This is a genomic window from Pseudomonas sp. E102 (genome assembly GCF_052660185.1).
The window spans coordinates 1366682-1387781 of sequence record NZ_CP084025.1; the positions used below are offsets into that span (position 1 = coordinate 1366682).

At 61.4% G+C, this 21100-nt stretch carries 16 protein-coding genes; 10 read left to right on the forward strand and 6 right to left on the reverse strand.

The annotated features are described in order from the left end of the window. Positions 1 to 161: 161 nt before the first annotated feature. Positions 162 to 1310 carry an aldose epimerase family protein gene (locus tag DOCECA_RS06375; protein ID WP_445571617.1) on the reverse strand — a complete coding sequence of 383 codons (1149 nt, stop codon included), beginning with the start codon at positions 1308 to 1310 and terminating at the stop codon, positions 162 to 164. Between the two features lie 297 nt (positions 1311 to 1607). Here DOCECA_RS06375 and DOCECA_RS06380 point away from each other — a divergent pair, with 297 nt between their 5' ends. The 4 genes from DOCECA_RS06380 to DOCECA_RS06395 all read left to right on the forward strand — a co-directional run bounded on the left by DOCECA_RS06380 (position 1608) and on the right by DOCECA_RS06395 (position 5368). Beyond that, on the forward strand, positions 1608 to 2357 hold the full coding sequence (locus DOCECA_RS06380) for a hypothetical protein (protein ID WP_434650624.1): 750 nt from the start codon (positions 1608 to 1610) through the stop codon (positions 2355 to 2357). A gap of 103 nt (positions 2358 to 2460) precedes the next feature. Beyond that, a complete protein-coding gene (locus DOCECA_RS06385; protein WP_434563435.1) occupies positions 2461 to 3246 on the forward strand; it encodes a sulfite exporter TauE/SafE family protein in 786 nt (261 codons plus the stop codon). A 69-nt stretch (positions 3247 to 3315) separates the two neighbouring features. Next, positions 3316 to 4674 carry an erythromycin esterase family protein gene (locus DOCECA_RS06390; RefSeq protein ID WP_434610755.1) on the forward strand — a complete coding sequence of 453 codons (1359 nt, stop codon included), beginning with the start codon at positions 3316 to 3318 and terminating at the stop codon, positions 4672 to 4674. A gap of 136 nt (positions 4675 to 4810) precedes the next feature. Continuing rightward, positions 4811 to 5368 carry a DUF4174 domain-containing protein gene (locus DOCECA_RS06395; protein WP_420764833.1) on the forward strand — a complete coding sequence of 186 codons (558 nt, stop codon included), beginning with the start codon at positions 4811 to 4813 and terminating at the stop codon, positions 5366 to 5368. 61 nt (positions 5369 to 5429) lie between these two features. Here DOCECA_RS06395 and ampC read toward each other — a convergent pair whose 3' ends face one another. Further along, on the reverse strand, positions 5430 to 6575 hold the full coding sequence (ampC, locus tag DOCECA_RS06400; RefSeq protein WP_434650627.1) for a class C beta-lactamase: 1146 nt from the start codon (positions 6573 to 6575) through the stop codon (positions 5430 to 5432). A 227-nt stretch (positions 6576 to 6802) separates the two neighbouring features. Between ampC and DOCECA_RS06405 the strand changes: the two genes are divergently transcribed. Both DOCECA_RS06405 and DOCECA_RS06410 read left to right on the forward strand, forming a co-directional pair. Next, on the forward strand, positions 6803 to 7702 hold the full coding sequence (locus DOCECA_RS06405; protein WP_445571618.1) for a Dyp-type peroxidase: 900 nt from the start codon (positions 6803 to 6805) through the stop codon (positions 7700 to 7702). Between the two features lie 77 nt (positions 7703 to 7779). After that, positions 7780 to 8526: an SDR family oxidoreductase gene (locus DOCECA_RS06410; RefSeq protein WP_434610761.1), complete on the forward strand. Its 747-nt coding sequence runs from the start codon at positions 7780 to 7782 to the stop codon at positions 8524 to 8526. Between the two features lie 115 nt (positions 8527 to 8641). Here DOCECA_RS06410 and mapR read toward each other — a convergent pair whose 3' ends face one another. From mapR to DOCECA_RS06425, 3 genes are all read right to left on the reverse strand, one after another. Then, a complete protein-coding gene (gene mapR / locus DOCECA_RS06415; RefSeq protein ID WP_445571619.1) occupies positions 8642 to 10051 on the reverse strand; it encodes a GntR family transcriptional regulator MpaR in 1410 nt (469 codons plus the stop codon). A gap of 38 nt (positions 10052 to 10089) precedes the next feature. Further along, the gene (ccoG, locus tag DOCECA_RS06420) at positions 10090 to 11502 is read right to left on the reverse strand and encodes a cytochrome c oxidase accessory protein CcoG (protein WP_445571620.1); all 1413 of its coding nucleotides are present in this window, start codon (positions 11500 to 11502) and stop codon (positions 10090 to 10092) included. Positions 11503 to 11916: 414 nt separating this feature from the next. Further along, entirely contained in the window at positions 11917 to 12153 is a 237-nt protein-coding gene (locus tag DOCECA_RS06425) for a DUF3203 family protein (protein ID WP_420764554.1), read from the reverse strand. Between the two features lie 131 nt (positions 12154 to 12284). On the opposite strand from DOCECA_RS06425, the gene DOCECA_RS06430 reads away from it, so the two are divergent. Then, positions 12285 to 12785: an MgtC/SapB family protein gene (locus tag DOCECA_RS06430; protein WP_434650631.1), complete on the forward strand. Its 501-nt coding sequence runs from the start codon at positions 12285 to 12287 to the stop codon at positions 12783 to 12785. Positions 12786 to 12922: 137 nt separating this feature from the next. On the opposite strand, the gene DOCECA_RS06435 is transcribed toward DOCECA_RS06430, so the two are convergent. After that, complete coding sequence (locus DOCECA_RS06435) at positions 12923 to 13087, reverse strand: hypothetical protein (protein ID WP_434563450.1); 165 nt, start codon at positions 13085 to 13087, stop codon at positions 12923 to 12925. Between the two features lie 207 nt (positions 13088 to 13294). Between DOCECA_RS06435 and DOCECA_RS06440 the strand changes: the two genes are divergently transcribed. The 3 genes from DOCECA_RS06440 (at position 13295) to glgB (ending at position 21056) form a co-directional block, all read left to right on the forward strand. Next, entirely contained in the window at positions 13295 to 15292 is a 1998-nt protein-coding gene (locus DOCECA_RS06440; RefSeq protein WP_445571621.1) for an alpha-1,4-glucan--maltose-1-phosphate maltosyltransferase, read from the forward strand. Positions 15293 to 15465: 173 nt separating this feature from the next. Next, positions 15466 to 18810 (forward strand): maltose alpha-D-glucosyltransferase, encoded by a 3345-nt coding sequence (treS, locus tag DOCECA_RS06445; RefSeq protein ID WP_434650633.1) that lies wholly within the window; start codon positions 15466 to 15468, stop codon positions 18808 to 18810. Between the two features lie 11 nt (positions 18811 to 18821). Beyond that, the gene (gene glgB / locus DOCECA_RS06450) at positions 18822 to 21056 is read left to right on the forward strand and encodes a 1,4-alpha-glucan branching protein GlgB (RefSeq protein WP_445571622.1); all 2235 of its coding nucleotides are present in this window, start codon (positions 18822 to 18824) and stop codon (positions 21054 to 21056) included. Positions 21057 to 21100: the final 44 nt, after the last annotated feature.

Below are 21100 nucleotides of genomic sequence, written 5' to 3' on the forward strand. Positions count from 1 at the left end.
GTCGTGCGGGTCGATTAAGCTGTGGCAGCAGAATAGACCAGGCGTTCAGGTTTGATTCGCGCCGCAATGCAGCGGGATGCTCTAGGGCCGAAAAGCATGACGCAGAGCGCCACGGGAGGCGTCCCCACGCGCAGCGTGGGAACGCTCGGTTGGCAGGAGGGTTATTCCGCCGAGAACTTCAGCACCATGGCCTGGGTGTAGGTCTGGCCCGGATCCAGCCGCGTGGTCGGGAAGTCCGGCTGGTTCGGCGAGTCGGGGAAGTGCTGGGTCTCCAGGGTAAACGCGCCCCAGTGCGGATAGACCTTGCCTTGCTTGCCCTTGACCGTGCCATCGAGGAAGTTGCTGGTGTAGAACTGCACACCGGGTTCGGTGGTAAAGAGCTGCAGCCGTCGCCCGGACTTCGGATCCTGGACGTCGGCGGCGAGTTTGTTTACGTCACCCTTGGCGTCGAGCACCCAGTTGAAGTCAAACCCACCCTGTTTTGGCTCGGCGAACTTCAACTGCGGATGATCGGCTTTGATATGGGCGCCGATGGCGGTTGGCTTGGTAAAGTCCATCGGCGTGCCGGCCACTGGCGCCAGCTCGCCGGTGGGAATCAGCTTGGCGGTCACCGGTGTGTAGCGGGACGCGTGCAAGGTCGCGACTTGCTTGAGGATGTCGCCATTGCCTGCACCCGCCAGGTTGAAATAACTGTGGTTGGTCAGGTTCAGTACGGTCGGTTTGTCAGTGGTGGCCTTGTAGTCGATGCGCAGTTCGTTCTTGTCGTTGAGGCTGTAGGTGACGTCAGTCTTCAGATTGCCGGGAAACCCCATCTCGCCGTCCTTCGACAGGTAGGTCAGGGTCACGCCGACCGAGTCCTTGTCGTTGCTCGGCTCGGCTTTCCAGACACGCTTGTCGAACCCTTGCGGCCCGCCGTGCAGCGAATTGTCCTTGTCGTTCTGCGGCACCTGGTAGCGCTTGCCATCCAACTCGAACGCGCCGCCAGCCAGGCGATTGCCGAAGCGGCCGATGGTCGCGCCGAAATATACATTGCCATTCTTCTGGTAGCCCTGGACATCGTCGAAGCCGAGCACGATGTCGTCGGTCATGCCGTTTTTGTCCGGCACGATCAGCGACTGGAGAATCCCGCCATAGGTGATGACGGTAGCCTCCATGCCGTTGCTGTTGCGCAACACATATTTTTCAACCGCCGTGCCGTCGTCGGTCTTACCGAAAGCAACGCGTTCGTTGGTCAGGCCGGCGGCCTGTGAAGAGGTGGCAATCATCAGAGAAACTCCGAGGGCCGAGAGCAGGTGTCTGGATTCAAGCATGAGTGTGACCTTCCTTCCTGTTGTTTTTTTGTTGTTTTAACGCGGGTCGAGTCCGTTAATCGGTCGGACAGCGATGAAGGTTTTTCTGTTCAGTAGTCTTTCTATTTGCGGGTGGAGAAGGGATTTATAGCTATAAATTGAGATTTATCAATTAAAAAGTAAGACTAATTGATCGAGGCGAATCGTGACCAGACGTCAACTGTCGGGTAAGGCACTGCACTTTTAGGGTTTTTTCCGCTCTATCCATGGCCAGGAAGCGGCGAGCCCCACCGCTTCCCCATGTCCAGACGAGATTCGATGGCCGGTGTTTTACTTTCCGTGATGGTGTCGCCACGTCGCAGCAACCTGCTGTTGGTGGGCCTGTTGCTGTTGCTCAGCGGCGGCTGCACCCACCTGCAAGGCCAGGACATGGTTACGCAGTTCAGCAACGCCAAGCCCCAGGAATTCTTGCAGACCAGCGTGGACCGGATGGCCACGCTCTCGATGCACGACAACTTGCAGAGCCTTTACCTGCTGATGCACAAACTTTACCTGCGCAACCCGGAAGAATTGCGCAAGTCGGGCTTTCTCGACGTCCGCGTCGCCGTCAAGCAAGTGCGCCAAGCCATCGAGCAACAGCAGCCCCTGCCGACCTTGGGCAATAAAAAGGACCTGGCGGCCCTGAGCTATGCCATGAGCCCCGAGTTCCTTGGTGATAGGGTCGGTGCGTTCATCTACGCCATTGGCAGCATGCTGGTCACGGCTCACGGCAATCGCCTGGAGTTCTACATGACCGACACCATCGATCCGCGCTTCGTCAGCAACGCTGCGCGCAACATCGAAAAGGCAACCTGGTTGCTGGGCCAGCGGCAGAACAAGGACGGCTCGCCGATGCTGTTTTCCAACGAAATCTCGGAGGAGGGCAGCAACCTGAGCTTTGCCGTCGAGTTCGGGAAAATCGTTGCACGCCTGGACCTGCTGACGCAGATGCTCGACGAGCGCTACCGGCGGATAGGGCTCAACTATGCACAGAGCCTGCTGTTCCTGAATTTCCTGCCCGTCCAGTGATCAAATATGGAATAAAGATAGATCACATCGATATAGGGGGTTATAAGAAAAATCGCTATGCTCGCGGCCAGATTTTTCACGCGGTCGCGCTGAGACGGGTTTGATGGATTTCGGTAATTTCGGTTTAGTCGTAGCGGGCCTGGTGGTCGGTTTCATCGTCGGGATGACCGGCGTGGGTGGCGGATCGCTGATGACCCCCATTCTGCTGTGGTTCGGCATCAACCCCGCGACGGCGGTGGGTACGGACCTGCTGTACGCGGCCATTACCAAATCCGGCGGCGTGCTGGTTCACGCCAAGAACCGCAATATCGACTGGTCCATCACCGGTTGGCTGACCTTGGGCAGCGTGCCGGCGGTCGGGCTGACCCTGTGGTTCCTCAGCAGCCTGAACAGCTCGCCAGACGCGATGAACGCAGTCATCAAGCAAGCACTGGGTTTTGTGTTGTTCGCCACTGCCCTGGCGATCCTGTTCAAGAAACGCCTGCTCCAATTCGCCCACGATCGCGCCGGCGGCCACTACAACCCCAGCGGCTCACGGCTCAACGTACTCACTGTGATTACCGGCTTGGTGCTGGGCACGATGGTCGCGTTGACCTCCATCGGCGCCGGCGCCCTGGGCACTGTCGCGCTGTTCATCCTCTATCCGTTCCTGGTCACCAGGCGCCTGGTGGGGACCGAGATCGCCCACGCCGTGCCGCTGACCCTGGTGGCCGGCCTGGGCCACGCAAGCATGGGCAACATGGACTGGCACATCCTCGGCTTCTTGCTGATCGGTTCACTGCCGGGCATTTACCTGGGCAGCCATTTGTCGGGACGTATTTCCGATGAACTCCTGCGCCCTTGCCTGGCGGTGATGTTGGCGATGATCGGCTTCAAACTGGCGTTCTGATTTGCTCGGAGTCATGGGCCGATAGGCATAGTCATACCTGTAAACCAGGTACTGATGAGGCCACGATCCATGAACAGCCCAGCCAGAGATCTGCTGCAACGCCTGCGCCGTCGTCGCGTCGAACCTCGCTCCGACATCGCCGACATTCTGCGTCATCACGCCGAACCGCTGCCCGCCGAGGACAGCCCGGCGTTTGGCGAGATGTTCGATCGCTTTGCCGACGCGAAGGTCTTGCTGATCGGCGAAGCCAGCCACGGCACCCATGACTTCTACCGCACCCGCGCGGCCATCACCCGGCACATGATCGAGCATCACGGCTTCGGGATCGTCGCCGTCGAAGCCGACTGGCCCGACGCCGGGCAAATCGACCGCTGCGTGCGTGACCTCGGACCCTCGGCCTGGAAACAGCAGGCTTTCGCCCGGTTTCCAAGCTGGATGTGGCGCAACACCGACGTACAGTCCTTCGTCCGCTGGTTGCGCGATTACAACCTGGAGCAGCCGGGCGATCGGCGCGTGGAGTTTCGCGGCCTCGACGTCTACAGCTTGCGGCACTCGATCGACGAAGTGCTCAACTACCTCGATAAGGCACACCCCCACCTGGCCCGCGGCGCCCGGCATCGTTATGGTTGCCTGACGCCTTGGCACGACGACCCGGCGCTTTACGGTCATTTCACCGAACGCGGCAACCTGGCGACCTGCGAGGACGCGGTGGTCGAGCAGCTCAATACGCTGCTCGCCGAGCGCCTCGATCCCCTGATCGAGGATGACGAGAGTTTCTTCAGCGCCATCCAGAACGCCCGGGTCGTGCGCGCCGCCGAACAGTACTACCGGGCCATGTATCGCGGCGGAAAATCGTCCTGGAACCTGCGGGACCGGCACATGTTCGACACCCTGCAGAGCCTGATGGAACATCGTGGCCCCGATGCGAAAGCGGTGGTCTGGGCGCACAACTCCCACATCGGCAATGCCGCCGCGACTCGCATGGGTTGGGAAGGTGAATTCAATATCGGCCAGTTATGCCGCATGGCTTACGGCCGCGACGCGGTGCTGCTGGGCATGGGCACCAATCGTGGCAGCGTGGCGGCGGCCGACGATTGGGACTCACCGATGAAAATCAAGCAGGTGCTGCCCGCGCTGGCCGGCAGTTGGGAGCGGGAATTCCTGAATACGGGTGTTCGCGCATCGCTCACGGACTGGCGGACTAATCCTGACGAGGCACTGCTGGACGCATTGTCCGAGCCCCTGCTCGAACGCGCTATCGGCGTGATCTACCGCCCTGAAACCGAACGCCAGAGCCATTACTTCGAAGCCGTATTGGCCGAGCAGTTCGATGCCTGGCTCTGGTTCGAGCAGACCGAAGCGGTCACGCCATTGCCAACACCTCACACGCTTGAGCACGAGGAAGACACCTTCCCATTCGGCCTTTGAGCGCCTCGTGACGCGGTTGCGCTATGGGGCCGGTGGCCTAAGCTTCAAGGCAGGCAGCTGCGGTAACGGGCGACTCTCGCGGAACAATCGCCGCCATGTGCAATCAGTACAGCGTAAATATCAAAAGGAGAGGCGCATGCTTATTCGGTCGTTGACCTTCGCTACCTTGCTGGCCTTTGCTGGCCCCTTGTTCGCCGCTGATGGCGACTCGCCCCTGGTGGCGGAGGTGGGCAAGACCCGCCCCTTGATCATTATCGCGCCCAGCTCCGTCGACCCTGCATGGTCCACGTTGAAAGCAGAGCTCGAAAAGCCAGAGGGCAAGCAGGGATTCTCCGAACGAAACATGATGCTCTACACCGTTTTCAACACCATCGGGAAACGTGATGGCAAGGATTTGGACCCGCAAAGCACCATGGCACTGATCCGTTCTCTCAAGCTGGGAGCCGGTGCGCTGCCCAAGATCATCCTGGTGGGCAAGGATGGGGAAAAGAAGCTTGAGCATTCCGGCGCGATCACATTGAGCGAGCTGTTCGATGCTGTCGACAAATTGCCTGCGGCTGAAAAGGAAGCCGTGGCGCCAACCCCGCTACCCGAGCCAGAACCCGCGCCGGCCAAGGACGCGAAAGGCGCCAAGCCGGGCAAGGCGGCCAAGCCCACCAAGCCCGCGGCCGCGCCGAAGGCGCTGGAGGATTGACCCTCTATAACGCCGAATTTACGTGGCGAGGGAGCAAGCCCCCTCGCCACAAAAGCAGACTTCATTGTCGTTCCAATGCCGCCAGGATTTTGTGCGCGGCCTTTATCCGTTCTTCGATCGGGTAGTTCTTGTTCGCCAACATCACGATCCCCAAATCCTTTCCAGACACGAGCGCCGCGTATGCGCCAAAGCCGTTGGTAGAGCCTGTCTTATTGATCCAGCTGCCGTCCGGCGCCGGGCGGGGCGGGTTGAGCGGTTCGACTTTCTGTGGGGTCAGGGCCATCTGCGGGGTATTGCCGGCGAGCAGGTCATCCACGGTGAACGGGGCAGGGTAGAACTCCCAGCCCAAGCCCTGGGTCATCCCGCCGACCCGATAGAAACCCATGTGGGTCGTGGCGATGGCTTGCTTCAAGGCTTCGTCCAGCTTTTGCGGTCGCAGGTTGGCCTCGACGAAACGAATGAGGTCCGCTGAGCTGGTCTTCACCCCATACGCCTCGGAATCCAAGGCGCCAGGTCCGACCCGCACGGGCTTGCCATCCTTTGCATAGCCCTGGGCGTATCGGCCCGATTGGTCTTGCGGCACCCGTACATAACTGTGTTTGAGGCCCAGCCCCGGCATCAGCGTTTGTTCCATCACGTCATCGAATGACCGACCCAGGGCGCGGGCCGCCAGATGGCCAAACAGGCCGATGCTCGGGTTCGAGTAGAGCCGTTGGGTGCCGGTCGGGTAGAGCGGTTTCCAGGACTTGTAATAGCTGAACATCCTGTCGGCATGGTCTGCATCGTCGGGAAACTGCAAAGGCAGCCCGCCCGCCGTGTAGGTAGCGAGATCGAGCAGGCGGGTGTTTGCCAGCGCTGCTCCGTTCAGCTGCGGGGCATAGCGACCGGCGGGATCCGACAATTGCAACTTGCCTTGGGCCTGGGCATAGGCGCCGAGCGTGGCGGTGAAGGTCTTGCTGATCGAGCCGACTTCGAACAGGGTCTGGTCGGTGACGGGCTTTCTCGTGTCCTTGGAGGCAACGCCATAATTGAAGAACTGGCGCTGGCCGTTGTGGGTGATCGCCACCGCCATCCCCGCGATGTCCTGCTGTTTCATCAGGGGCTGGATAACGGCATCGACAGTTTCTTCAAGGCGTTCCTGGGCGACGCCGGTAAAAGAAAGGATCAGGAAAAAGCTCCCGGCGAGTATCGATTTGGCAATGTGCATGATGGACCGCTCTCGTTGGCCTTCCTTGAGGGACGGTCAATCTAGGGCGTTTTTTGCTGCCCGGCAATCCGTAGCAACGGATGCAGGCTGGGTTCCGAGCTGTCTGACAGGGACGTGGGAGCGTTCCCACAAAACGGTCCCGTCGGCCGAAGGGTCCTGTCCTCAAGCGAAACGACACAAAGCGGCGGCCGCCGGGTAAACTCGCGACTCTTTCCGAAGGAGTTCCCATGAGTTACTACCAGCCCGGCATTCTCGCCACCCCTGTTCCGCCTCAGGCCCGTCATCTGTTTTTTGCCCTGGAATCGGTCGAGGCACTGCCGGCTGCGATCGATAAATTGTTGCTGCAATTGGATGGCCGCGCGGTCGTCGGGTTTGGCGAGTCGTTGGTGCAAGCGTTGGGCGCCGAGGTCAAGGGGCTGCGGGCATTTCCTGCCCTGGCCGGTGTCGGCGTCGATAATCCCTCGACCCAGCACGCGCTGTGGTGCTGGTTGCATGGCGAGGATCGCGGCGAGCTGCTGCACCGCAGCCGCGCCATCGAAGCAGCCCTGGCGCCGGCCCTGCGCCTGGTGCAAATGAACGAAACCTTCCGCCATATGACCGGCCACGACCTGACCGGCTACGAAGACGGCACCGAGAACCCCCACGACGACGCGGCCGTCGCCGCCGCCCTGGCCCAGGGCGCCGACGGACTGCGCGGTGGCAGCTTCGCCGCGATCCAGCAGTGGCAGCACGATCTGGACGGGTTCGCGGCGATGCAGCCCCACGAACGCGACAACATCATGGGCCGTCGCCTGAGCGACAACGAGGAAATCGAAGAGGCGCCGGAGTCGGCCCACGTCAAGCGCACGGCCCAGGAAAGCTTTGCACCGGAGGCTTTCGTCGTGCGCCGTTCCATGCCGTGGATCGAAGGCGATCGCGCTGGGCTGATGTTCCTGGCGTTCGGTTTCTCCCTGGATGCCTTCGAAGCGCAACTGCGCCGCATGAGCGGCCTCGAAGACGGCATTACCGATGGCTTGTACCGCATGAGCCGGCCGATCACTGGCGGGTATTACTGGTGCCCGCCGCTGCTGGACGGGCGCCTGGACCTGCGCGCACTGGCTCGCCAGCCGTTGTCATCGCCCCGGTAAACCGGCCGCGTTGTGCAAATCGTCGGGTCAACGCTATTCTTGGGCCCGACGTGTTTGCGTGGAACGGGAGAGCAAGCGTGGATAAAGTCATCGTCATCACTGGTGGCGGGCGCGGGATCGGAGCGGCCACGGCGCTGCTGGCGGCGGATCAGGGCTATCACATCTGCATCAACTACCAGTCCGATGAAAACGCCGCTCAGGACATCCTCGAACAGGTCCGGGCCAAGGGTGCGCAGGCCATTGCGGTGCGGGCCGACGTGAGCATCGAAGACGAGGTGGTCGGCCTGTTCAACCGCGTCGACGCCGAATTGGGCCGTGTCACCGCCCTGGTGAACAACGCCGGTACGGTCGCCCACAAATCCCGGCTCGATGAAATGTCCGAGTTCCGCATTCTCAAAATCCTGAAGACCAATGTGCTGGGGCCGATCCTGTGCGCCAAGCATGCGGTGCTGCGCATGTCGCCCCGCCATGGCGGGCAGGGCGGCAGCATCGTCAACGTCTCGTCGGTTGCCGCCCGTTTGGGCGCGCCGGGGGAATACGTCGACTACGCGGCCTCCAAGGGCGCACTGGATACCTTCACCGTGGGCCTTTCCAAGGAAGTGGCCGGCGAAGGCATTCGCGTCAACGCCGTTCGCCCGGGCTATATCTACACCGATTTCCACGCCCTCAGTGGTGATCCTGAGCGGGTCAGCAAGCTGGAATCGGCGATTCCCATGGCGCGAGGCGGGCGTCCGGATGAGGTGGCGGAGGCGATTATCTGGTTGCTGTCGGACAAGGCTTCGTATGCGACGGGGACGTTTGTTGACCTTGGTGGTGGGCGCTGAGAACTGGGCGGTCTGCCCTGGCCTCATCGCGAGCAAGCTCGCTCCCACAGGGGATTGCGTTCCAAATGTGGGAGCGAGCTTGCTCGCGATGGCGGTAGTGCTGGCAAACCAAATATTAGAACGACCGGATAATCCGCCCCAATGTCTCCATCGCCTTTTCCGACGCCTCAGTCCAAGGCCCGCCATAGTTCAGCCGGATGCAATTCCTGAAACGTTGGGTCGGTGAAAAGATCGGCCCGGGGGCGATGCTGATGCCTTGCGCCAATGCCATCTGGAACAGCTTCAGCGAGTCGATCTGCTCCGGCAGTTCCAGCCAGAGGAAATAGCCGCCCGCCGGCTGGCTGACGCGGGTCTGGGGCGGGAAATAGCGGCCGATGGCGGCGAGCATGGCGCTTTGCTGTTCTTCCAGGGCGTAGCGTAGCTTGCGCAGGTGCCGGTCGTAGCCGCCGTGTTGCAGGTAGTCGGCGATCGCGGCCTGGGCCGGCATCGAGGCGCACAGGGATGTCATGAGCTTGAGCCGTTCGATCTTCTGCGCATAGCGCCCGGCGGCGACCCAGCCGACGCGATAACCCGGGGCCAGGCTCTTGGCGAACGAACCGCAATGCATCACCAACCCTTCGGTGTCGAACGCCTTGGCTGGTTTGGGAGCCTGCTGGCCGTAATAGAGTTCGGCATAGACGTCGTCCTCGATCAACGGCACCTGGTGTTGGCGCAACAGCTCCACCAACGCTTGCTTGCGCGCCTCGGGCATGGTGGCGCCCATGGGGTTCTGGAAGCTGGTCATGCACCAGCACGCCTTGATCGGATGGCGCGCCAGCGTCTGTTCCAGCACGTCCAGGTCGATCCCGTCACGCGGATGCACGGGGATTTCCACGGCCTTGAGCTTCAGCCTTTCCAGCACTTGCAGGCTGGCATAGAACGCAGGGGCTTCGATCGCCACGAGGTCGCCGGGCTCGGTCACCGCTTGCAGGCATAGGTTCAAGGCTTCCAGGGCGCCGTTGGTGACCAGCAATTGCTCCATGGGCAACATCAGCCCACCGACCATATAGCGCAAGGCGATCTGGCGGCGCAGTTGAGGATTGCCCGGTGACATGTCGGTCACCACCACGCGTGGGTCCATGTCCCGGGTCGCGCTGGACAACGAGCGGGACAGCCGCTGCAACGGAAACAGCATGGGGCTGGGGAATGCAGAGCCGAACGGTACGGTGGCGGGATCCTTGATCGAGTCGAGCACCGAAAACACCAGTTCGCTGACATCGACTTCAGTGGACTCTTGCACCTGGCTGCTGATGACCGGCTCGCAGAACGGGCGCGGTGCAAGATTATTGACGAAATAACCGGAACGCGGCCGGGCCCGGATCAGGCCGCGTCGCTCCAGCAGGTAATAGGCCTGGAAAACAGTGGACGGGCTGACGCCGTACGTTTGGCTGGCGTAGCGCACCGACGGCACGCGCTGGCCGGGCCCCAGCATGCCGGAGCGGATCAGTTCAGCGATGTCATCGGCCAATTTTTCGTAGCGTTTCATGGCGGGCCCGGTCATAAGGGACATTGCATCTTAAAGGTTCACCGATTCATCGGCGCGACAAAACGGCTCTTGGCCACGCTGTAGACTTGCTGCTCGTCACTGTCGGCAACCTTGAAGGTCATTTCCTGGGAACCGCTGCGTGGCCGTTCGCTGAGCATCGCCACCGAGACTGGCACGTCGACGATTTCCCCCGGCGCCAGGCTCAGGCGTGTCTTGCCTTGCAGGACAAAGCCGTCGCCGTCCACCAGGGACAATTCATACGCCTGGTGTTGCTGGGTCTTGTTGATGATCTTCAGGCTATAGATGTTTTCGATCTGGCCCTGGCTGTTTTCACGGAACAGCCCACGGTCCTTGCTGACATCCAGCGACACCATGGGGCGCTCCGCCAGCGCCACCGCCAGAGCACCGATCATGACCAGCAGCACCGCCGTGTAGCCCACCAGCCGTGGCCGCAGCAGATGCGTCTTGCCTCCTTGCAGTTGATGCTCGGAGGTGTACTTGATGAGGCCACGGGCGTAGCCCATCTTGTCCATGATCGAGTCGCAGGCGTCGATGCACGCCGCGCAACCAATGCATTCCATTTGCAAGCCATCGCGGATATCGATGCCGGTGGGGCAGACCTGCACGCACATCTGGCAATCGATGCAGTCACCCAGTCCGACATCGGCGGGATCGACCTCGCGTTTGCGTGGCCCGCGAATGTCACCACGGGCCACGTCATAGGAAATGGTCAAGGTGTCCTTGTCGAACATCACGCTCTGGAACCGTGCGTAAGGGCACATGTGCATGCACACCGCTTCGCGCAGCCAGCCGGCGTTGAGGTAAGTGGCCGCGGTGAAAAACAGCACCCAGAACAGGCTGACGCCGCCGATCTGCAAGGTCAGCAGTTCCTCGGCCAGGGGGCGGATCGGGGTGAAATAACCGACGAATGTCAGGCCGGTGAGCAGGCTGATGACGAGCCACAAAGTGTGCTTGGCCGAGCGCCGCAGGAGTTTGTTCAAGTCCCACGGCGCGGCTTGGAGTTTGATGCGCTGGTTGCGTTCACCTTCGGTGATTTTCTCGACCCACATGAAGATCCAGGTCCATGAGCTTTGGGGGCAGGTGTAGCCACACCACACGCGCCCTGCGAACACGGTGATGGCGAACAGGCCGAACGCGGCGATGATCAGCAGGGCGGACAGCAGGATGAAATCCTGGGGCCAGAAGGTCGCGCCGAAGATGTGGAACTTGCTCTCGGAAAGGTCCCAGAGCACCGCTTGGCGACCGCCCCAGTTCAGCCATACCGTGCCGAAGAACAACAGGAACAGAATGCCGGCACCGCTGATGCGCAAGGTGCGGAACAAGCCGGTAAAGCTGCGGGTGTGGATCAGGTTGTCGGTGGTTCCGGACTTTGTTTTTGTGGGCGTGGGGTCGAAGGTCTGTATCAGTTGGGCGGGGATTCTTTCGCTCATGGTCGGTCGCTCATCAGCCGCTATCTGGCTGGGGCACTATGACCATTGAACTGTTTGCATAACAGGCTCAGGTGGGTTGATAAAAACCGGATCAGATGGGGTGAAGAGCCTTGCGCTGCGCCAGTTTGATGCACCTCACGGATTGTGGGCTTCGTTCTTGGGATGGTGTTTATATCCGTTGCTGCGGTAATTTGCTACTGACGGTTCCGCCCCTTACGGCGGCTTACTTTTTTTCAGACGCCAAAAAAAGTAAGCAAAAAAGGCTTCGCCCCACTACGCAATACCTGCGTTCGGCCAGCGTGGTTAACGGGGCGTTCAAGATCAAAAGCCGAAGCGAGATCAAGAGCAACGCAAGATCAAAGCAAAGCAAAATCAAAAGCAACGCAAGATCAGAAATAAGAGCCAAACGAGCCGTCAGATGACCGAATCCCCGTCCGTTGCCTTCAGATTCTGCCGCCCGTCAGCCGCCCCAGCCACGATCAGGGCATCGACCTGCGCTTCGGTCAGGTAGACCCGCCCGCCATTGAGCTCCACCGCCGACATGGCCTTGTCCGGGTCGGTGATGATGGTCAGCTCGCTGGCCGGGCGAAGTTCCGGCCCGTTGGCGGTGTCGAAATGGCAGGTCTGGTGGTCATCGATACGTACAGTCATGGTACTGCTCCTTCCTGTATGCCTGAACGTTAGGCGCCTCCCGATCGGCAGGGTTCTTCGTGGCTGATCAGCGGTCGCACGTCTCGCATCGCTTGCGGTCAATCGTTTATCGAGTGAAGAGAGGAACGTTCATGGATTCGTGGTGGGATGAAGTCTGGATGACCCTGCAAGCGGAGTTCGCCGACATCGCCGATGCCCAGCAAATGACTCGGGTGACGGTGCGCCTGGTAATGGCTGCACTGTTGGGAGGCATTTTGGGGTTCGAGCGTGAGCACAAGGGCAAGGCCGCCGGGGTGCGCACCCACATGCTGGTGGCGCTGGGCGCCGCGCTGTTCGTGCTGGTGCCGCAAATGTCGGGGTCAGAGGCCGATGCGATGAGCCGGGTGATACAGGGCGTTGTCGCCGGGATCGGTTTCCTCGGCGCCGGTACCATCTTGAAAAACGCGGATGCAGATGAAAGCCACGTCAAAGGCCTGACCACCGCGGCGGGCCTGTGGATGACCGCCGCCATCGGCGTCGCCGCCGGGCTCGGCCGGGAAGCGACGGCGGTGCTCAGCACCGTTCTGGCGCTGGCAATCTTCAGTGTGATGCCAGTGATTGTTCGGGCACTGGAGAGGGATGAGAAGCTGTAAGGCATTCGCCGGGGCTGTGCGCAAGGTCCTTGTGGGAGAGCTAGCTCGCCTTAGCGATGTGTCAGTCACCTCTGGCTTCGCTGACCTGACGCTATCGCGAGCAAGCTCGCTCCCGCAGGTTCACTGCGGCTAGGCTTTCAAACCCGCTCCGGCGGCGCCTCGCTTGGCGGATCGCCCTGGGGCGGCTGCGGGTCCAGCGGCGGGTCTTTTTCCGGAATCGGCTCGGGATCGGGACCCGGTGGCGGCAGGTTGGGGTCGTCGATGTTCGGATCGGGTGTTTCGGCCGGGATGGGAATGGTCATCGGGTGGTGCCTCCAGGACGCAAGTGGCTTGAGTCGTGCTTGTCTGGTTGACCACCGTTCGACGGGTTTGATTCCCCGCTGCCGGCCAGCAAATCCCGCTGAACTTTTGGCTGCCGGTCCGGTTCGGAGCTTAAGTGAGTTAATCAGGACCCGTTGGGCCTTTACCGCCACAAACGCGTCCATGGGGCGTAAAAGGAGCGATGCTCGATGACTGCCGAACAGCCGACCGACCTGGAATACAACCCGCATCTGCCGTTGTCCCAGGCCTTGTTGTTGCCGCGTATTGCGATTGAAGACACCATGCCAGTGATCGACGGCGGGCAATTTGCCGCCAAGGCCCTCGCCGGACAGGACGTGACGGTGACCAGCAAGGTGTTCGCCGATGGCCACGATAAATTGGCCGTGCGAATCCGTTGGCGTGCCTTGGAAGATGACATCTGGAACAGCGAGGTCATGGCCGAGCTGGGTAATAATGGCTGGCGCGGCCAGTTCACGGTACCGGCCGTCGGACGCTACGTGTTCTGTATCGAAGCCTGGTTCGACCAGTTCGCCAGCTTCCGCTATGAATTGGAAAAAAAATACGCTGCCGGTGTGCCCATCAGCCTTGAGCTGCAAGAGGGGCGCAACCACGTGCAACAAGCCGCCGAGCGTAGCGACGGCGAATTGAGCGAACAGCTGGCCGCGTTGCACCACGAGCTTTCGGGCCTGCTGCCTGAAGAGCAAGTGGCGTTGTTTCTCGCGCCACGCAGTGCCGACTTGATGTCCCTGGCCGATCACCGGCCTTACCTGAGCATCAGTCCCGAATATCCACTGGACGTGGAGCGCCAACTGGCCGAATTCGCCAGTTGGTACGAACTCTTCCCCCGTTCGATCACCGATGATCCCAAGCGTCACGGCACGTTCAACGATGTGCATTCGCGCCTGGCGGTGATCCAGGACATGGGCTTCGACGTGCTGTACTTTCCGCCGATCCATCCGATCGGCCGCAGTTTCCGCAAAGGGCCGAACAATTCCCTGACCGCCGGTCCGGACGATCCAGGCAGCCCATATGCCATCGGCAGCGAGGAGGGCGGCCATGAGGCGATCCATCCTCAGCTGGGCACCCGTGAAGATTTCCGGCGCCTGGTGGCCGCGGCCGCCGACCATGGCCTGGAGATCGCCCTCGATTTCGCCATCCAGTGTTCCCAGGACCACCCCTGGCTGCAGCAGCATCCGGGCTGGTTCAGCTGGCGGCCGGACGGCACGATCAAATACGCGGAGAACCCGCCGAAGAAATACCAGGACATCGTCAACGTCGATTTCTACGCCGCCGATGCAATCCCCAGCCTGTGGCTGGAACTGCGGGATATCGTCGTCGGCTGGGTCAACGAAGGCGTGAAGATATTCCGTGTCGACAATCCTCACACCAAGCCATTGCCGTTCTGGCAATGGCTGATCGCCGACGTTCGTGCGCAGCACCCAGAGGTGATTTTCCTCGCGGAAGCGTTCACCACCCCAGCGATGATGGCGCGACTGGGCAAGGTCGGTTATTCCCAGAGCTACACCTACTTCACCTGGCGTAACACCAAGGCCGAGCTGGCGGCGTATTTCACCGAGCTCAATGAGTCGCCTTGGCGCGAATGCTACCGGCCGAATTTCTTCGTCAACACACCGGACATCAACCCAGCGTTCCTCCATCACTCGGGACGCGCGGGTTTCCTGATTCGTGCGGCGCTGGCGACCATGGGGTCGGGCCTGTGGGGCATGTATTCGGGCTTTGAACTGTGCGAATCGGCGCCGGTGCCAGGCAAGGAGGAGTACCTCGATTCGGAGAAATACGAAATCCGCCCGAGGGATTTCACCGCGCCGGGCAACATCATCGCCGAAATCGCCCAGCTCAACCGTATCCGTCGCCAGAACCCGGCGTTGCACACGCACCTTGGCCTGAAAATCTACAACGCCTGGAATGACAACATCCTGTACTTCGGCAAGCGCACACCGGACGGCAGCAATTTCATCCTGGTGGCGGTGAGCCTCGATCCGCATAACGTCCAGGAAGCGAATTTCGAATTGCCGTTGTGGGAGATGGGCCTGCCGGACGACGCCCAGACCCAGGGCGAGGACTTGATGAACGGCCACCGCTGGACTTGGTATGGCAAGTACCAGTTCATGCGCATCGACCCGGCTTACCAGCCGTTCGGGATCTGGCGGATCAGCGTGGCATAAAACAAAAGTGAGCGGATGAAGTGCTTTTGTGGCGAGGGAGCTTGCTCCCGCTGGGTCGCGCAGCGGCCCTCTAAAAGCGATGAGCGCTTCGCACTCAAGCGGGAGCAAGCTCCCTCGCCACGTACGTCTCGCCAGCCAGCTCAACGGCTTTATAGAATCCTCAGGAGTTGCAAATGGCCAAGAAACCCCGGTCTGCCACCTTCATCAACGACCCGCTCTGGTACAAGGACGCGGTCATTTATCAGGTTCACGTCAAATCCTATTTCGACTCCAACAATGACGGAATCGGTGATTTTCCCGGTCTGATCGAGAAGCTCGATTACATCGCCGACCTGGGCGTCAACACCATCTGGCTGCTGCCGTTCTATCCTTCGCCCCGGCGTGACGACGGCTACGACATCGCCGAGTACCGGGGGGTCAGCCCCGACTATGGCACCATGGCCGACGCGCGGCGCTTCATTGCCGAAGCCCACAAGCGCAACTTGCGGGTGATCACCGAGCTGGTCATCAACCACACCTCCGATCAGCACCCCTGGTTCCAGCGCGCACGCAAGGCCAAGAAAGGCTCCAAGGCGCGGGATTTCTACGTCTGGTCCGATGACGATCACAAATATGACGGCACGCGGATCATCTTTCTCGACACCGAGAAGTCCAACTGGACCTGGGACCCGGTCGCCGGCCAGTACTTCTGGCACCGTTTCTACTCGCACCAGCCGGACCTCAACTTCGACAACCCGCAAGTCATCAAGGCCGTGCTCTCGGTGATGCGCTACTGGCTCGACATGGGCATCGATGGCCTGCGTCTGGACGCGATCCCCTACCTGATCGAGCGCGACGGCACCAACAACGAGAACCTGCCCGAGACCCACGACGTCCTCAAGCTGATTCGTGCCGAGATCGACGCCAATTACCCCGACCGCATGTTGCTCGCCGAGGCCAACCAATGGCCGGAAGACACCCAGCTCTATTTTGGCGACGTCGATGCCCAAGGCCTCAATGGCGACGAGTGCCACATGGCGTTCCACTTCCCTTTGATGCCGCGCATGTACATGGCGTTGGCCCAGGAAGATCGCTTTCCGATCACCGACATCCTGCGCCAGACGCCGGAGATTCCGGCCAACTGCCAGTGGGCGATTTTCCTGCGCAACCATGATGAGCTGACCCTGGAGATGGTCACCGACAAGGAGCGCGACTACCTATGGAACTACTACGCCGCCGACCGTCGCGCGCGGATCAACCTCGGCATTCGTCGACGTCTGGCTCCCCTGATGGAGCGCGACCGCCGCCGCGTGGAGTTGCTCAACAGCCTGTTGCTGTCGATGCCTGGCACGCCGACCTTGTATTACGGCGATGAGATCGGCATGGGCGACAACATCTACCTGGGCGACCGCGATGGCGTGCGCACGCCGATGCAGTGGTCCATCGACCGCAATGGCGGCTTCTCCCGCGCCGACCCGGCGAGCCTGGTGTTGCCGCCGATCATGGACCCGCAATACGGCTATCTGTCGGTGAACGTCGAGACCCAGTCCGGCGACCCTCATTCGCTGCTCAACTGGACCCGTCGCATGCTCGCAGTGCGCAAGCAATCCAAGGCCTTTGGCCGGGGCACGTTGAAAATGCTGTCGCCGAGCAACCGGCGGATCCTGGCGTATACCCGTGAGTACACCGGCCCGGACGGCAAGCACGAAATCATCCTTTGCGTGGCCAACGTATCGCGCAGTGCCCAGGCTGCCGAGCTGGATCTGTCGGCCTATGCGGGCATGGTCCCGGTGGAAATGCTTGGTGGCAACGCATTCCCGCCAATTGGCCAGTTGAATTTCCTGCTGACCCTGGCGCCGTACGGTTTCTATTGGTTCGCCCTGGCGGCGGAAAACCAGATGCCGAGCTGGCATGTGGAGCCGGTCCAGAGCCTGCCGGATTTCACCACGCTGGTGCTGAAAAAACGCCTGGAAGAATTGCTCGAGGCGCCATCGCGCGCCACGTTGGAGCAGAGCATCCTGCCAAGCTGGCTGCAAAAGCGCCGCTGGTTCGCCGGCAAGGACAGCGCCATCGAAAACGTCGACATCGTTTATGGCGTGCGCTTCGGCGATCCGCAACACCCTGTGCTGTTGAGCGAAATCGACGTCACCAGCGCCGGCCAGACCTTGCGTTATCAACTTCCATTTGGCCTCCTCGCCGAAGAGCACGTCGGCCCGGCGCTGCCCCAGCAACTGGCCTTGTCGCGGGTTCGTCGGGGTCGCCAGGTCGGCTTGATCACCGATGCGTTCACCCTGGAAAACTTCATTCGCGCGGTGCTCCAGGGCATTCAGGCCGGTTCGGTGCTGCCGTGCGCTGACGGTGAATTGCGCTTCGAACCCACCGAAGGTCTGGCGGCGCTGAACCTGGGCGCCGAGCCGGAGGTGCGCTACCTGTCCGCCGAGCAGTCCAACAGTTCGGTGGTGGTGGGTGGCAGCCTGGTGCTCAAATTGATTCGCAAGGTCGCGTCCGGCGTTCACCCGGAACTGGAGATGAGCGCTTACCTGACCGCGGCAGGCTTCAGCAATATTTCGCCGCTGCTGGGTTCGGTGATTCGCCGCGATGCCCAGGGTGAAGATGCCTTGCTGATGATCGCCCAGGGTTACCTGAGCAACCAGGGCGATGCATGGGAATGGACCCAGAACAATCTCGAACGCGCGTTGCGCGACGAATTGGCCGACGCCGTGTCGGAGCAGGAACAGCATTACAACGCCTTGGGCGAACTGAAGGATTTCGCCGGCATGCTCGGCCAGCGCCTCGGGGAGATGCACCAGGTGCTCGCCCAGCCCACCGACAATCCGGACTTCGCGCCCCAGCCTACCAGCGCCAAGGAGGCCCAGGCCATCGGCAAGGACGTGGCCGCTCAGGTGGAAAATGCCTTGCGTCTGCTCAAACAGAACCAGGACCAATTGAACCCAGCGGACCAGGCGATGGTCGCACGCTTGCTGGAACACAGCAAAACCGTGCTGGCCCACGTCCAGGAGCTGGCCGGCAAGGCCGCTGGCGGCTTGCGCATCCGCGTGCATGGCGACCTGCACTTGGGGCAGGTGCTGGTGATCAAGGGCGATGCCTACCTGATCGACTTCGAAGGGGAGCCGGCGCGGCCGTTGCATGAACGACGTGGCAAGCACAGCCCGTACAAGGACGTCAGCGGTGTGTTGCGCTCGTTCGATTACGCGGCGGCGATGGCGGTCCAGTTGCACACCGTCGACAGCACGGCCGATGCCGATGCGGCGCGCAAGCGAGTCGCCGACCGTTATCTGACCGAGGCTCGCCAGGCATTTGTCCAGGCATATCGGCTGGCGGCAGCTAGTCTTGCCCATGAGTGGAAGGATGCTGAAGGCGAGGACGCCGCATTGGCGTTGTTCGGCCTGGAGAAGGCGGCCTATGAAGTGGCTTATGAAGCCGAGAATCGCCCTGCCTGGCTGCCCGTGCCGCTGCACGGCCTGTACGGGTTATTGAGTGGGCTTGAACCCTTTTCCGATTTAGCCGGACCGATTTAGTGGAGAGAATCATGAGCGTCTCGAACAAGGAATCACAGGGGCAGGCCAAAGAGTCTTTGCTGCCGGCCCCCAACGACATCGACGCGCTGGTGCGCGCCGAACACCACGACCCGTTTTCGATCCTGGGCCCTCATGGCGATGGCGCCGGAGGGCAATTCATCCGGGCCTATCTGCCCGGCGCGTTGAGTGTGCATGTGCTCGCCCGTGACGGCGGCGAAGAGCTGGGCGAGTTGCAGATCACCGAAACCCCGGGCCTGTTCGTCGGCCATTTCGACCGCGCCCAACCGTACCTGCTGCGCACCCGTTGGGCCGGTGGAGAGCAGGTTGCCGAGGACCCGTACAGCTTCGGACCGCTGCTGGGGGAAATGGATCTCTACCTGTTTGCCGAGGGCAATCACCGCGACCTCAGTGCCTGCCTCGGTGCTCAACTGAAAACGGTGGATGGCGTCGATGGCGTGCGCTTCGCCGTCTGGGCGCCGAATGCGCGCCGGGTCTCGGTGGTGGGGGATTTCAACGTCTGGGACGGGCGCCGGCACCCGATGCGCATTCGTTACCCGTCTGGCGTGTGGGAAATCTTCATCCCGAGGCTGGGTCCCGGCGAAGGCTACAAATATGAAATCCTCGGTGCCCACGGCATCCTGCCGCTCAAGGCCGACCCGGTGGCCCTGGCCACGCAGATGCCGCCTGATACGGCGTCCAAGGTCGCCCCGCCCCTGAAGATCGAATGGCACGACGACGAGTGGATGCAGAGCCGTCGTGAACGCCAACTACCGGGCGCGCCGCTTTCGATCTATGAGTTGCACGCCGGTTCCTGGCAGTGCGAGATCGACGAGGCGGGGGAGGTGTCCCGGCAGTACAACTGGCATGAGCTGGCTGAGCGGTTGATCCCTTACGTCAAGGACCTGGGCTTCACCCATATCGAGCTGATGCCCATCATGGAGCACCCGTTCGGTGGTTCGTGGGGCTATCAACCCCTTTCGCAGTTTGCCCCCACGGCGCGTTTTGGTTCGCCCGATGATTTCGCCGCGTTCGTCAACGCCTGCCACAAGGCTGACATTGGCGTAATCCTGGACTGGGTCCCGGCGCACTTTCCCACCGATACCCATGGCCTGGCCCAGTTCGACGGCACGGCGCTGTACGAGTACGGCAACCCGCTGGAAGGCTTCCATCAGGATTGGGACACGCTCATCTACAACCTGGGCCGCACCGAAGTCCACGGCTTCATGCTGGCGTCGGCGTTGCATTGGCTCAAGCATTTCCACGTCGACGGCCTGCGGGTGGACGCCGTGGCCTCGATGTTGTATCGCGACTATTCGCGCAAGGCCGGCGAATGGGTGCCTAACCGCCATGGCGGACGGGAGAACCTGGAAGCCATCGATTTCCTGCGGCATCTCAACGACGTGATCGCCCTGGAAACGCCTGGTGCGCTGGTCATCGCCGAAGAGTCCACCGCCTGGCCTGGCGTCAGCCAGAGCACGCAGCAGGGCGGTTTGGGTTTCGCCTACAAGTGGAACATGGGTTGGATGCACGATTCGCTGCATTACATCCAGCAGGATCCGGTGTACCGCGCCCATCATCACAACGAGTTGAGTTTTGGCCTGGTGTACGCCTGGTCCGAGCGTTTCGTTCTGCCGATTTCCCACGACGAAGTGGTCCATGGCAAGCGTTCGCTGATCGACAAGATGCCCGGTGACCGCTGGCAGAAATTCGCCAACCTGCGGGCTTATCTCAGTTTCATGTGGGGCCATCCCGGCAAGAAGCTGCTGTTCATGGGTTGCGAGTTCGGCCAATGGCGCGAATGGAATCATGACCAGCAACTGGATTGGTACCTGTTGCAGTACCCGGAGCACCGCGGCGTGCAAAGGCTGGTCAGCGATCTGAATCGACTCTATCGCGAAGAGCCGGCGCTGCACGATCAGGACGACGCACCCCAGGGCTTCCAGTGGCTGATCGGCGACGATGCGCTCAACAGCGTCTATGCTTGGTTGCGCTGGAGCAAGGACGGTCGGCCAGTGCTGGTGGTCGCCAACTTCACACCGGTGCCGCGCGAGGCGTATCGGGTGGGCGTGCCGTTTGGTGGTCGTTGGGTGGAGTTGCTCAATAGCGATGCCGACACCTACGCCGGTTCCAACTATGGCAACGGCGGCGGTGCCTCGACCGAGGCAATCCCCAGCCATGGCCAGGCGCTTTCGCTGGAACTTAACCTGCCGCCGCTGGCGGTGCTGATCCTGCGGCCGGAGGGTTAGCCCCGGATTCAGATCCAATGTGGGAGCGAGCAAGCTCGCTCCCA

What these genes read in the sequence shown, in the direction of transcription:
- DOCECA_RS06375 (WP_445571617.1), bottom strand. Translation starts at nt 1,310, where the DNA reads ATGCTTGAATCCAGACACCTGCTCTCGGCCCTCGGAGTTTCTCTGATG.
- DOCECA_RS06435 (WP_434563450.1), bottom strand. Translation starts at nt 13,087, where the DNA reads ATGACCATTCCCATCCCGGCCGAAACACCCGATCCGAACATCGACGAC.
- DOCECA_RS06385 (WP_434563435.1), top strand. Translation starts at nt 2,461, where the DNA reads ATGGATTTCGGTAATTTCGGTTTAGTCGTAGCGGGCCTGGTGGTCGGT.
- DOCECA_RS06390 (WP_434610755.1), top strand. Translation starts at nt 3,316, where the DNA reads ATGAACAGCCCAGCCAGAGATCTGCTGCAACGCCTGCGCCGTCGTCGC.
- DOCECA_RS06395 (WP_420764833.1), top strand. Translation starts at nt 4,811, where the DNA reads ATGCTTATTCGGTCGTTGACCTTCGCTACCTTGCTGGCCTTTGCTGGC.
- DOCECA_RS06430 (WP_434650631.1), top strand. Translation starts at nt 12,285, where the DNA reads ATGGATTCGTGGTGGGATGAAGTCTGGATGACCCTGCAAGCGGAGTTC.
- DOCECA_RS06440 (WP_445571621.1), top strand. Translation starts at nt 13,295, where the DNA reads ATGACTGCCGAACAGCCGACCGACCTGGAATACAACCCGCATCTGCCG.
- treS (WP_434650633.1), top strand. Translation starts at nt 15,466, where the DNA reads ATGGCCAAGAAACCCCGGTCTGCCACCTTCATCAACGACCCGCTCTGG.
- DOCECA_RS06425 (WP_420764554.1), bottom strand. Translation starts at nt 12,153, where the DNA reads ATGACTGTACGTATCGATGACCACCAGACCTGCCATTTCGACACCGCC.
- DOCECA_RS06405 (WP_445571618.1), top strand. Translation starts at nt 6,803, where the DNA reads ATGAGTTACTACCAGCCCGGCATTCTCGCCACCCCTGTTCCGCCTCAG.
- mapR (WP_445571619.1), bottom strand. Translation starts at nt 10,051, where the DNA reads ATGAAACGCTACGAAAAATTGGCCGATGACATCGCTGAACTGATCCGC.
- ccoG (WP_445571620.1), bottom strand. Translation starts at nt 11,502, where the DNA reads ATGAGCGAAAGAATCCCCGCCCAACTGATACAGACCTTCGACCCCACG.
- ampC (WP_434650627.1), bottom strand. Translation starts at nt 6,575, where the DNA reads ATGCACATTGCCAAATCGATACTCGCCGGGAGCTTTTTCCTGATCCTT.
- glgB (WP_445571622.1), top strand. Translation starts at nt 18,822, where the DNA reads ATGAGCGTCTCGAACAAGGAATCACAGGGGCAGGCCAAAGAGTCTTTG.
- DOCECA_RS06380 (WP_434650624.1), top strand. Translation starts at nt 1,608, where the DNA reads ATGGCCGGTGTTTTACTTTCCGTGATGGTGTCGCCACGTCGCAGCAAC.